The 12,311-nt window shown below is 47.0% G+C and carries 11 protein-coding genes; all 11 read right to left on the bottom strand.

The features are described 5' to 3' along the window. Window positions 1-76: 76 nt before the first annotated feature. The 11 genes from J7E78_RS02015 to J7E78_RS01965 all read right to left on the bottom strand — a co-directional run bounded on the left by J7E78_RS02015 (window position 77) and on the right by J7E78_RS01965 (window position 12,277). Window positions 77-2,170, bottom strand: coding sequence for a methyl-accepting chemotaxis protein (locus J7E78_RS02015; protein WP_215074690.1), 2,094 nt, complete (start codon window positions 2,168-2,170; stop codon window positions 77-79). A 182-nt stretch (window positions 2,171-2,352) separates the two neighbouring features. Beyond that, entirely contained in the window at window positions 2,353-3,402 is a 1,050-nt protein-coding gene (locus J7E78_RS02010; protein WP_215074689.1) for an EAL domain-containing protein, read from the bottom strand. Window positions 3,403-3,618: 216 nt separating this feature from the next. Continuing rightward, on the bottom strand, window positions 3,619-5,868 hold the full coding sequence (locus tag J7E78_RS02005; RefSeq protein WP_215074688.1) for a bifunctional 2',3'-cyclic-nucleotide 2'-phosphodiesterase/3'-nucleotidase: 2,250 nt from the start codon (window positions 5,866-5,868) through the stop codon (window positions 3,619-3,621). 477 nt (window positions 5,869-6,345) lie between these two features. Continuing rightward, window positions 6,346-6,762, bottom strand: coding sequence for a pyridoxamine 5'-phosphate oxidase family protein (locus J7E78_RS02000; protein WP_215074687.1), 417 nt, complete (start codon window positions 6,760-6,762; stop codon window positions 6,346-6,348). A gap of 461 nt (window positions 6,763-7,223) precedes the next feature. Beyond that, window positions 7,224-7,682, bottom strand: coding sequence for an NUDIX domain-containing protein (locus tag J7E78_RS01995; protein ID WP_215074686.1), 459 nt, complete (start codon window positions 7,680-7,682; stop codon window positions 7,224-7,226). Window positions 7,683-7,687: 5 nt separating this feature from the next. After that, complete coding sequence (locus J7E78_RS01990; RefSeq protein ID WP_215074685.1) at window positions 7,688-8,476, bottom strand: LamB/YcsF family protein; 789 nt, start codon at window positions 8,474-8,476, stop codon at window positions 7,688-7,690. Then, window positions 8,442-9,506, bottom strand: coding sequence for a 5-oxoprolinase subunit C family protein (locus tag J7E78_RS01985; RefSeq protein ID WP_215074684.1), 1,065 nt, complete (start codon window positions 9,504-9,506; stop codon window positions 8,442-8,444). Before J7E78_RS01985 ends, J7E78_RS01990 begins: the two co-directional genes overlap by 35 nt. Further along, the gene (gene pxpB / locus J7E78_RS01980; protein WP_215074683.1) at window positions 9,506-10,219 is read right to left on the bottom strand and encodes a 5-oxoprolinase subunit PxpB; all 714 of its coding nucleotides are present in this window, start codon (window positions 10,217-10,219) and stop codon (window positions 9,506-9,508) included. Before pxpB ends, J7E78_RS01985 begins: the two co-directional genes overlap by 1 nt. 43 nt (window positions 10,220-10,262) lie before the next feature. Beyond that, window positions 10,263-11,096: a DUF2785 domain-containing protein gene (locus J7E78_RS01975; RefSeq protein WP_215074682.1), complete on the bottom strand. Its 834-nt coding sequence runs from the start codon at window positions 11,094-11,096 to the stop codon at window positions 10,263-10,265. Window positions 11,097-11,099: 3 nt separating this feature from the next. Further along, entirely contained in the window at window positions 11,100-11,690 is a 591-nt protein-coding gene (locus J7E78_RS01970; RefSeq protein WP_215074681.1) for a histidine phosphatase family protein, read from the bottom strand. Beyond that, on the bottom strand, window positions 11,687-12,277 hold the full coding sequence (locus J7E78_RS01965) for a DUF1572 family protein (protein ID WP_215074680.1): 591 nt from the start codon (window positions 12,275-12,277) through the stop codon (window positions 11,687-11,689). Before J7E78_RS01965 ends, J7E78_RS01970 begins: the two co-directional genes overlap by 4 nt. Window positions 12,278-12,311: the final 34 nt, after the last annotated feature.

Here is a 12,311-nt window from a genome sequence, read left to right as displayed (position 1 = left end):
TACAGGGCTACAGGAGCAATGTCTATCTTTATTTTCTTTTATTATAAAATGTGTGGTAAGTTATGGTGTTCCAATGTTAGGATTTATCGTTACCCTTATCCTTCGGTGTATCCTCTACCATCTTGAACATGCCAAGCAGTCCTTGTAATTGTTCTGCCATGCTGTTCAGATGTGCCGAAGACGAAGCAATCTCTTCTACCGATGCCAGTTGTTCTTGTGAAGATGCAGACACGGATTCTGTATTCGCAGCCGATTCCTGGGTCACATTCGAAATATCACTCATCGCCTTGGCAACGTGGGATGCACCACTCTCCAGTTGTTTCGTTGTTGCGGACAAGTCATCCAATGTATGAACAGCATCTTCCACCGCCTCCCGAATCTGAGCAAAGGATTGTCCAGACGTATTCACGGCCTGGATTCCTTCTCCTACCCGAGTCTGAGCCGCATTCATGGCGATTAGAGCGGCATCCATGTCCTGACGGATATTATGAACCACCTCACCGATCTGCGCTGCCGAACTTCCAGATTCTTCTGCCAGTTTGCGTACCTCACCGGCTACAACTGCGAACCCACGGCCTGCATCCCCTGCTCTTGCCGCTTCAATAGAAGCATTTAATGCGAGCAAGTTCGTTTGTTTGGAGATGGATGCAATAACGTCAACCATGCTACCAATCTCAACGGAACGGGCATTCAGAGATTGAACCACCGTTCCCAGCTGCTCCACGGTTTCCTGGATGCTGTTCATCTGCTCCACAGCCTGTCCTGCTGCCTCATTACCAGAAGAAGCTGCACCAGATGTATTCCGCATATTTGCCGTAATTGATTGCACACGCTCCGACATCATTCGAACATCTTCGGCCATTTGGCTCATCTGTCCCGATCCGTCTTTCACACTGTTCACCTGCTGCTCTGCACCTTCGGCGAGTTCCTGAATGGCCTGTGTTGAATGTTCAATCGCTTTGGTGGTTTGTTCTGCACTGGCAGACAACTCTTGAGAAGAAGCTGATACCTGCTCTGACGTTTCCTGTACACCAAGAATCATCATCCGCAGGTTATCGACCATACGTTCAAAATACTTCGCAAGTTCTCCCACTTCATCTTTACGTCCTGTTTCCATTTTCACGGTCAAGTCACCTTTACTCACGGCTCTCGCTGATTCCTGCAGACGCTTGATTGGGCGCAGCATGGAGCGTGTAAACCAGATAATAAAGAGGAGCGTCAGGAACGTTGCCGCCAGAATAACAATAAATGTGGCCATGCGAATATCCTTACTCGCATTGGTTATCTCACTCTTGAACATCGTGCCGGCAATTTTCCAGCCCGTTGCTTCATTTGTTGAAAAAATCATCATCTTCGGCTGATCGTTGAACACATAATCGAATTGACCTTCTGGACCTTCATACATCTCATCCAGCATACCACTCGTTTCCGGCGTACCTGCATCTACTGCAGGGGATACGACATAATTTTTGTTCGCGTCCATAATAATGACGTAGCCTTCTTTGCCCACCTTAATGGATGCCTGCTCTTGCAGGTCTGTCAGGTCGAGAGACAAACCGACAACACCGGATTGGTCCTTTAATGTTTTGGAGATAAACACAACGGCAACGCCGTCCGTGTTTTTGGAAACAGCTGACACAACGGCCGTACCCGGCTTCTCCATCGCAAGCTTGTACCAACCCCGTTCCCGCGGATCATAATTGGCCTCTTGAGCATTTCCAGTCTTGGCCTCACCACGTACCATAACTCCCTCTTGGGTTCCTACAAAGATGTTCAGAGCATCGGGATGCAAGCCCAGATATTGCTCCAGCTTCACCTGAAGCTCGGGACTATCGTTCTCTCCTTTGACCAGGCTCGGATCAAGGGCATCCGCGAAATAGTTAATGTCATGAATCTTGTAATTCACTTGGCTTTCTACAATGGTATTGGCAGTGCTCACACTTTGCATGGCACTATCCACTAATTGTCCTTGTACGCCATCTTCAGCCATCGTTAGTGTGATCAAACCGATTGCCAAGCTTGGCAGGAGCAGAACGGCCAGGAAGGAGACCAATAGTTTGTTCCTTATATTCCAGACGAAACCTTTCTTTTTCTTCTTTTTATTTTGATTATGTTTTGGTTTGGCAGGTTTCGCTGCTTTCATTGGTTTATTACCCTGAGTTTCACTCATGTCTTTCTCCCCCTCTAAATATAAAAATGCCCTCTTTCTTTGTATGTATGGATCAATCTAAAAGGCTTATCTTATATATCGGCTAAATGAGGGTATTTATTTGAGAGAAAAATGTGCAGGCATGCCAAACAAGCCACCTCTGATCAGAAGTGACTTGCACAAGGTACAGGTTACTAATTATTCTATGAATTAGATGAAGTATTGCAGTAAGGACCGCCTGGGGGTTGTGCCGAGGGTTTACCAAAATAATAGCCCTGTGCAAGCTCAATACCTATGGAACGACAGAATTCAAACTCTTCCATCCGTTCGATCCCCTCGGCAAGGACTTGCCCTCCAAATCGACTCGACATCTCAACAATATGAAGAATTTTCTGTTGTTTCGTCGAATCCTGATCACAACGGTCAATAAGACTCCGATCTATTTTGACAAAATCCGGTTCTAACCGATTCATCAACTCTATTGTCGAATATCCGGCACCCACATCATCCAGTGCAACCGACATTCCACGGGAACGATATACCTCAAATATTTGCTGCAAGATGGGCATATGCTGAATCTGCTCTGTTTCCACGACTTCAAACACAAAATCTTTAGGGTCCAGCGAAAGACGTTCAATCGCTTCAAACGTATGTGTGAGGCAATATTCGGGATTATATATGGAGGAAGGCAGGAAATTCACGAAGCGTTTGACTCCATGCGGCAGAAAAAGGGCACTAGTCTCAATGGCGGTAATACGCGCAATGCGATCCAAAAAAGAATGTAGCCCAGTCTCACGCGCAACTTCAAATAATTCATAGGAACTGAAGGATTTTCCATTCTCAGCAGGACGAAGCAAAAACTCATAGCCGATAATCTGCTCCGATGCATCAACGATGGGTTGCATATGACTGCTGAATTGATGCTCCAGAATAATGGAAACAAGCTCCGCATGCTTGAAACGGGACTCCTGCATGGTTAGATTAATCCAGCTTTCTTCGTTAGCCTGTTCGTAAATAGGCATAATCTGAACAGTTAGGGAATCACGTAATGTCGGATCAATTTCCCCGATCTCTTCTATTAAGCTCTGAACCGTCTCAAGATTCGAAAAATGCATCCACATCATGTCATCCGACGTATCGATAAGTCTTCCCGGCGTTTGTAGCGCTTCCAGCAAAGCAGGGGAAATGGGACGAAGGTACAAGGTACCTTGGCCCTCTATAGGATAGATTGGACTGCAGCCACTGCAATTCATGTAGGACCCCCTTGCCAATTTATGATTCCATGTCCATTAATGTTCACTGGTATATACCCAAAGTTTGTAAATATTATATCATGGGTCTTAAAATTAATCTCTACTGTTTTGATGACTTCCTGTATGACGGTTATTGGAACAAATATATTCAATTTTGCAGAAAAAAAGACCAACAGTCTGATGACTGTCGGTCTCCTTTTCACCGCTTATTAAACTTTAAGAAGCGGGAATCACGATTTTCTGTCCAACTTTCAGATTATGCACATTGGAGATTTTGTTAGCTGTCGCAAGCTTGCGCCAGTCCACACCATATTTCAAACCGATGCGGTACAAGTTATCCCCTTTTTTCACTACATATACAACCTTGTTGTTGGTTGCCGGTTTCTCAGGTTGTGGCTTAGGCGTCGGTGTTGGCGTTGGTTTAGGCGTTGGAGCTGGCTCCACACCTGTCTCAGGCGTTGGCGTTGCTTCACCTGTCAGTTTCAAGCCATACTCTGCAAAACCTTCTTTGTTCGTACCGATGAACGACATCGCCGGATTCGCTTCAACCAGACCTTTCGCATCCGGGGAAGAAGCAAACACAACTTCAAGATCGTTCAGCGCTGCTGCCGTTACACCCGTAGATGGTTTGATTGGTGCCAGGGACCAGTTGCCGTCCGCTGCCGGATTAATCGTTTTATTCTCACGGATGTAGTCAATGATCACTTGACGGTTCTCATCCGGTGCAGCCAGAACGATCCGTTTGCCGTCCGGGTTAGCCAGTTTGGATGAAGAAGCACGATAGTTATTTGTCGCTACAATGAATTTTTGTGCTGGGTCAACCGGTTTGCCGTTAAAGCTCAGGTCCTTGATTCGGCTTGCGGAGGCATTAATAATCGTAGCTTTGCTATCGTATTTGGCTGGTTGGGTCACATCAATCTGATACGTTACACCATCGATAACATCGAAGTTGTACGTTGGGAAGTCGTTGTTGATCAGTTGTTGTTGTCCACCTTTAGCCGGGTCGATCTGGTTGAACTGGCCTGCAGACCATTCCAGCCATTCTTTCAATTCTGCACCGTTAACCATTACAGCATGTACTGTATTTGGATACACGTACAGGTCAGCAACGTTTTTGATCGCAATGGTGCCTTTAGGGATATTCGTGTAATACGAAGCGCCTGAACGTCCACCGGCTTTGAATGGTGCACCTGCGGACAATACAGGGATTTTCTCATATTCCGTACCTTGCATATGTTTTTCGACATACCATTTCTGTGCATTCGTTACAATTTGAATGGATGGATCATCCTGAACCAGAGCGAAGAAGCTGTTGATAGGAGCAGTCGTTTCACCCACCGGACCACGAACATACTCCAATGTACCTTCATGCTCTTCATGAACCGCATCAATGATGTCCTGATCCGCATCTACCAGTGGCTTTTTATTGGCTGTGTCATAGATTGGGCGAGCTTCCGTTTTGGAATCCACCACTTTCCATTTGCCATCAACCAGCTCCAGATCGAGGTCGATGATACCAAGATGATCACCCCAGAACCCTGGCTCTACAGCAGGAACGCCATTAATTGTACCTTTCTCAAGGTCTACCCCTTTTTTACCGGCAAAATCAGCACTTGGAAATACTTTGTGAGCATGTCCAAACAGAATGGCATTAATACCTTCTACCTGACTCAGGTACAATACAGAGTTCTCCATCAGATCCGTTTGAGGGATATCCTCAAATCCGGAGTGAGGGATGGCTACAATAATGTCGGCACCTTCGGCCTTCATTTTCGGAATGAATTTTTTCGCGGTAGCAATAATATCCTTGGCGATTACTTTGCCTTCAAGGTTAGCGCTATCCCACTGCATGATTTGTGGCGGCACAAATCCGATCACACCCACTTTGATCGTATGTTCTTTGCCAGTCTCATCCGTTACTTTTTTGTCCAGAATCTCATACGGTGTGAAGTAGTTCTTGTCATTTGTCTCATCATCATCACCATCGTCTGCATAAACATTGGCATTAATGTAAGGGAAGTTTGCTCCCTCCAGCGTCATGTCCAGGAAGTCCAGACCATAGTTAAATTCATGGTTACCGATGTTACCTGCATCATAATCGAGCAGATTCATCGCTTTATATACAGGGTGAGTCTCACCCTTTTTCAGTGGATCAATCTTCGCAGAGTAGTCTCCCAGCGGATTCCCCTGAATCAGATCCCCGTTATCAAACAGCAGGCTGTTCTTCGCCTCGTCACGGGCTTTCTTAATCAGTGTAGCTGTTTTGGCGAGTCCATACTGGTCTGTCTCTTTGTCGGAATAGTAGTCATAGTTAACCAGGTTGGTATGAATATCTGTTGTCTCCATGATCCGCAGTTTAACTTTGGAAGCATCCGCAGCCGATACAGGTACTGGAAACACCGCAAGCACGTTTAATGCAACCAAAGCGGCAGTCAGGCTTGATAATACTTTTTTACTCGTTTTCAAAATAACCCCTCCCGGTTATGTACATTGAATCATGCATTAATGAGCAAACGAAGAGCGCAGAAAAAAGATAGATTTCATGGGTTGTGCGTACTGACGCTCTGATGACATGCATCGGAATTTCAGGTAAGTTTATCTCACATGAACATCTATTTATGTCTGTGCTTGTCGTTTACATTCCAAATCATAACGCAATGTTCAGCCATTGAAAAGCATTATTTTTTACATTACCCGCATGTACCCAGGAAAGTTTACATTATCATGCGTGATTTCGACATTTTTTTCAACATTTTAGTAGGTATATCGTGCTTATTATCTTTAAAATACGTATATTACATACGTCTTACATGTATATCCAACTCAGCGTTATTCATCCATACTAAAAACCGTGAAACCTTAATGGCTTTCACGGTTGGATTAAACTCTGCGCGTATTTTCGCATAAGGACGCTACTTTGCAGATGTTATTTTCATGTTCGGATTATTGTTCCCACACATGATGTTCATGATCTTTCCCTGTGTATTCAATACGAGTCGGAGTGATGTCCAGAATGACATAGTTTGGATCATTAGGTCCATCGAACCACGCCTTTAGTTCGTCGTTCCACACTTGTTCACGCAAGCCTTCGTTCTTTGTCACTTCACAGGTTCCTTCGATCTCAACTACTTCCTTGGAACCACCAGCCTCATAACCAAGTAGCAGGCTAACATTCGGATTATTCTCCAGTTCCTCTACTTTGTGTGTACGGCGGTTCGTTGCCAGATGAATGTTCAGTCCATCGTTGAAAAGCGCCATATAGCGGGATTTCGGTTTACCATTCTCCACAGTGGAGAAGCTGCAAAAAGGGTTGTTTTCCAATGATTTTACAATGTTTTGTTCCAATTCAGTCTGGTTCATGGGAAGTACTCCTTTCGGTTTGGGGGATATTTGAAGAACTCTTGTAGGCGGCCGTTGCGGGTACGGATCGTTCTTTGGATCGCTGTTATCGCCGGATTTTTTTGATTCCCTTTTCTCAAAGGGAAAATCCGGTGATAAAGGCGAACGCTTTGCTTCCTCAGAATCGATTCCGTCCCCTCCACTACGTCTACCGTTCTTCCAATTTGAGGAGTGGGTAAGCTAAAGTTCAAACAGAAACCTGTACTTAACTTTGCAGGTTTCGTTTCTTTAGGTTTTATCCGCTCCGTTGCTGTGTATAAGTACAGTCAACTTACGTTAGGTGTAATAAGCCTGTACTTATAGTGTACCCACCTCACCTATGGTGAATCCATGAACCGATACGCAAACGTGACAAAATTGGAAAAGTTCTTTATAAAAATGTTTACATAAAGGGATTATCCCTTATTGTTCCTAGGATCATTTTAATTCAAATCTCCAAGATAAATTGAGGAAGAACCCGATTTAAGCAGCAGCTCACCAATGGTTTTTGGATATAAACGAATCCGGGACAGCTCTTCAAGTGCAATCCATTCCACGGCGACTTGGTGGTCGTCAGGATTGGAGCCTGCAAAAACGGTTGCCTCCGGATCGATCAGGCTGCACGCAAAATAAAATTCAACCTGGTGGATATCTGCATCCCACTCGGCGAATTCATGATTTTTTCCGATATACTCCCGGATATGTAACAGCTCTCCCACGTTCACGGCCTGACCAATCTCCTCCAGACATTCGCGCGCGACCGCATCCTTGAGTTCTTCACCTTTCTCCTGTCCTCCACCTGGGAACACATAAGCAGTACCATATTGATCTTCCAGCCGGATGACCAGCAATCGGCCATCCTGCACAATCACAGCCTTCGCCGAGTTGCGTATGGGTTTCATTCTGTTCATTCACTCCTTGTCATTCCTAATTTATGCGCGGATAACGTAATACCCTCCGATTCCAGCACACGACGAATTTCTTGAGCAAATGTGAGAGCGTTAGCTCCGTCACCGTGGATACAGACCGTCTCTGCCTTAATGGGAACTAGCGTACCATCCGTGGATACAACCACGCCGTCTTTTACCATCTGGAGCACTTGTGCAATCGCTTGTCCCGACTCTTCAATGACAGCTCCCGCTTGGCTTCTAGGGGTGAGCTCACCATCCGCACCATAGGTTCGATCCGCAAACACCTCGCTCACACTGTGCATACCGATGCGATCCGCAGCGTAAATCAGTTCACTGCCCGCCAGACCATACAAATACAGATCAGGCTGTACTTGATAGATCGCCTCCACGATGGCTTCAGCAAGCTTCGTATCTTCTGCAGCCATATTGTATAAGGCACCGTGTGGTTTCACGTGATGCATGTGCCCCCCACTTGCACGGACAAAGGCAGCCAGCGCACCGATCTGATACACCACCATGTCATAAGCTTCCCGTGGCGTTATGTCCATACGTCTTCTGCCAAACCCTTGCAAATCCGGCAACCCGGGGTGGGCTCCAATTGCCACCTGATGCTCCAATGCCCTCTCCACCGTTATCCGCATCGTAGCCGAGTCCCCTGCATGAAACCCGCAGGCAATATTGGCTGATGTAATTAAGGGTAGAATGGCTTCGTCCGATAACGTACGATATACACCATAACTTTCGCCCAGATCACAATTGATATCCAAGGTTTTCGAGGTATTCATTAGTGCCCCCCATTCCTGCCATTCTTCTGCGTATCAGCTTATCTATGAGTTGCATATTGATTTCCTGTTCCATATACAACTGTCCGGCTTGATCATGCGTAATCTTTTTAAAAGAAATTTGGGTTCCTGGCCTAGCCTGAGCCAGGATTGGCATATCCACCCGAGCTACCTGTGCTATAACAGGATAACCTCCAATTGTCTGATGATCTGCCATCAAAATGATGGGCTGACCATCAGGTGGCACCTGCACCGTGCCATAGGTAACGGCTTCAGACAGCCGATCTGGCGGCTGATCCAGCTCCAGTATGGAGCCTTGCAAGCGATAGCCCATCCGATCGGATTGTGAAGAGATCACGTATTTTTCGGTATAGAATTGTCCCAAACTTGCCTTGCTGAACAGCGAACTATCCTTACTATCCATCACACGAATAACAGATTGCCCATAATAGTCAGGTCTTTCCCGCTCAGATAAAAACCACGCAGGCGCCAATAATCGGTGGTCCCGCTCACTCTCCTTTACCTGCTGCTCCATACGCTGCATCCAACCTTGCGCTTCGGCGGAAGCTTCACCATTGGATAACAGATCTGCCACACGCAGGGCTCTTCCTTCCAAACCGCCCAGACCTGTCTTGAGATCTGTACTTCGACTGCCCATCACTTCCGGCACAGCTATTCCACCCGCAAACGCCAGATAACTGCGCAAGCCATGACGACACGGGCCAAACTTCAATACACTTCCAGCCCGCACCAACACAGGGCGCCACAAAGGTACAGGCAAATGATCCACCGTTGCCGTCAGATCGGCTCCACATAATGAGATGAGCTGGCTCTCCTGAAATCGAAGCTCCGGCCCCGTCATCGTCATCTCCAGCACTGCCGCATGACGGGAGTTGCCCACAAGCATATTGGCTGCTCTGGCTGCAAAGGTGTCCATGACCCCGCCAGGATGAATACCATACCGGCGATAACCGGTTCTGCCTTCATCCTGAACGGTAGATAACAGACCAGGGCGAATCACTTCAATACTCATTATTCGTCCTCCTTCCGCTTCAACGCCAGATAGTCCTGCATCGTAATCTGTTCAAATCGAACCCGATCACCTGCTGCCAGCAAACTCGGTATGTTCTCACCCGGCCGAAACAACCGGAGTGGCGTTCGTCCAATACATTGCCATCCCCCGGGTGTATTCACCGGATAGATTCCCGTCTGTTTGCCACCGATACCTACTGTACCCGCCTCAACCCTAAGCCTTGGCGTTGCTCTTCTGGGCGTAGCAATCTGTTCGGATAACCCCCCGAGATACGGAAAACCCGGTGCGAATCCAATCATGTGTACGAGATAATCACCGGATGTATGAATCGCAATAACTTCCTCTGGGGTCAGTCCATGTTCACTCGCAACATAATCAAGATCAGGCCCCCATTCGCCACCATAACATACGGGAATCGTGACCGTCCTGGGTTTGTCTTGCACGGATTCCTTCATTTGATTCAACTGCTGAAGCAGAATCTTGCATAACTGAGGGTAAGAGGAGATGAACGGATCATAAAATACTGTAACGGACGTATATGAAGGCACCCATTCGATCATGGCTGGCAAAGTGCTTTTTTCCAGCAAAGCACAGACAGATATCACTCTGCGCTGCACCGCATCAGACAATTGATCTCCGCACTGGATGATAACCGCTGCCTCACCCAGCGGAGATAGGATCTTCTCCGTCCATGAATACGGCTGTTTGGTCACGTCATCCCCCCCCTTTGTCCACATCCACATATCTGGCATCCCGTTACTTCTCTCTTTCTAATACCTGCAATATCATAGACCGAACCGCCGGAAACGGCTCAGCTACTTCCGTCCGGATCGCAAAATAAAGTGTCTGCAAAAACAGACGCACATTCAGGCTTATCTGACTGGTTTCCAGAAGTGATCTGTTCTCTGCCTGTTCTCCTTGTTGAAGGGAATTGATCCACACCGTAATATCCTTTTGCTCCAACAGATTGCGACGAAGAATGGTTATGACGGCATGTGCTATTCGTTGATCCTCATCATGAATGTAAACTTCACTTGATTCGGTTATTTTCACACTGATTGCATACAGAAATTCCAACAGATCCGCCTGCTCCAGATATGGCGACTGTGCCAGATCTTCAACTGCGTCAGCCGCGTGTGCCGGAGCATGCGCCCAACCCTTATCATCGACGTAGCCGCGAACATCCTTTTCACATAACAGATATGTAGTCAAACGATGGTGAATACCCGCGATATCCTCCTTGTTCAGGAAAGGCCGCTCACGATCCACATTCAAAATTGGAGGCAGTAGCAACACGGAGAACGTCCGCGTAAATACACTGTCCGTTCCCTGCTCACCGATTCCATAAAAAAGGTGCTGATCGTCCAGCGCCAACTGTAATATATGCCGAAGCTGGTCTTCCGAAAATACACCCTGTCCAATCCAGGTTGCAAACGTAACATAGATCAATTCATCTCGCAGAACAGGGTCGGGACTGCCAATATGATTCATCATATCCAGCGCCAATTCGTAAGGCTGTTCTACGTGGTCGATGGACCAATTAGCCGACTTAATATGCTGCAATTTTTGCTTTAACGTCAGAGCATCCATCTATTAAGACTCCCTTGATGAATCCAAATGCACGCTACAATTATACAGTTCGCATTGCCACGTATCATCTTTCTTGGCGATCCGGGTAATGGATGTGTTGGACAGCTTCACGCTAATATCCAGTTCAGGCACCAGACCTCGCAGTGTATTCCGCAGGACGGCTCCGTGACTGACAACGATCACTCTTCCATCGGGGTGCTGCTGTACAATATCTTCAAGCACCGCACTGCCTCGAACAGTCCCTGCATCCGCAAGCTCCCGTCCCAGATCCAAAGTGCTCCAGTCCGCTCCCCACTTGGCGATCCGTTCCTCTTCCGTCGTTCCTTCGACCTGTCCTCCACCCACCTCGCGAAGTCTAGGGTCCAGATGAATCTCCTGAGTGCCCAAGCGATCACCAATGATGCGCGCCGTCTCACTTGCACGCTCCAAGTCACTTGCATAGATGGCATCCCAGGATTCTTCGGCTAGTCTCGCGGCAAGTAATACCGCCTGTTCCCTGCCATCCTGATCCAGCGGATTATCCGTCTGGCCCTGTGAACGTTTTTCCTTATTCCAAGCTGTGCTTCCATGGCGAATCAATGCGATTTGGGTCATTGTTGTTCCTCACCCTTTTCTATATGAAGTTCATCTTCTGTAAAATGTTTGCGTGCCTTCGGCTTGGCAAATTTGCCGCCATTATATTGAGAAGACCCGTTTCTCGGAATGGAGAGACTGTCCCAAGCTGTTTCTTTAAGCATTTTCGCGGTAAATACAATTTGCCCGACATGATACGGATAATGCGCCAATTGCCGAATAGTAGCCTCCATGACGGTGTGTCCTTCATTGCGAATGTATATGATATGAGACAATTGTTCCGGGGTAAACGAACGAATGGCTTCGAGTAGACAATTCCAGCCTTCCTCCCATTTAACGAGCAACTCTTCACGGGTTGAGATATCATTCACGAATTCGGCATCCCGTTCACGCCACGGTTTCTCACCATCTGTTGTCAGTACGTCCGTCCAACGGGACAGCATATTACCCCATAGATGTTTTACGATTACCGCAATGCTGTTCGCGTCTTCATTCCAGGATTGAAACAATTGCTCGGACTCCAGTTGTGCCATAGCTTTTTCCCCGAGCTGCTTGTAATACAGGAATTGCTTCTCCGCTGTCTCCAGAAAAACCTGATTCATATCCATCCGTTAACCACCCTTCGGAAAAGTATAATGTCCC

Origin of the sequence: Paenibacillus polymyxa, assembly GCF_018614975.1 — a bacterium.
In the GTDB taxonomy this organism is placed as follows: Bacteria; Bacillota; Bacilli; order Paenibacillales; family Paenibacillaceae; genus Paenibacillus; species Paenibacillus polymyxa_E.
This window is presented reverse-complemented; position numbering and strand designations above follow the sequence as displayed.

Excerpts from the sequence above, each read along its gene's own strand:
- J7E78_RS02015 (WP_215074690.1), bottom strand. The coding sequence starts at position 2,170 with ATGAGTGAAACTCAGGGTAATAAACCAATGAAAGCAGCGAAACCTGCC.
- J7E78_RS01995 (WP_215074686.1), bottom strand. The coding sequence starts at position 7,682 with ATGAAACCCATACGCAACTCGGCGAAGGCTGTGATTGTGCAGGATGGC.
- J7E78_RS01970 (WP_215074681.1), bottom strand. The coding sequence starts at position 11,690 with ATGACCCAAATCGCATTGATTCGCCATGGAAGCACAGCTTGGAATAAG.
- J7E78_RS01975 (WP_215074682.1), bottom strand. The coding sequence starts at position 11,096 with ATGGATGCTCTGACGTTAAAGCAAAAATTGCAGCATATTAAGTCGGCT.
- J7E78_RS02010 (WP_215074689.1), bottom strand. The coding sequence starts at position 3,402 with ATGAATTGCAGTGGCTGCAGTCCAATCTATCCTATAGAGGGCCAAGGT.
- J7E78_RS01990 (WP_215074685.1), bottom strand. The coding sequence starts at position 8,476 with ATGAATACCTCGAAAACCTTGGATATCAATTGTGATCTGGGCGAAAGT.
- J7E78_RS02000 (WP_215074687.1), bottom strand. The coding sequence starts at position 6,762 with ATGAACCAGACTGAATTGGAACAAAACATTGTAAAATCATTGGAAAAC.
- J7E78_RS01985 (WP_215074684.1), bottom strand. The coding sequence starts at position 9,506 with ATGAGTATTGAAGTGATTCGCCCTGGTCTGTTATCTACCGTTCAGGAT.
- J7E78_RS01965 (WP_215074680.1), bottom strand. The coding sequence starts at position 12,277 with ATGGATATGAATCAGGTTTTTCTGGAGACAGCGGAGAAGCAATTCCTG.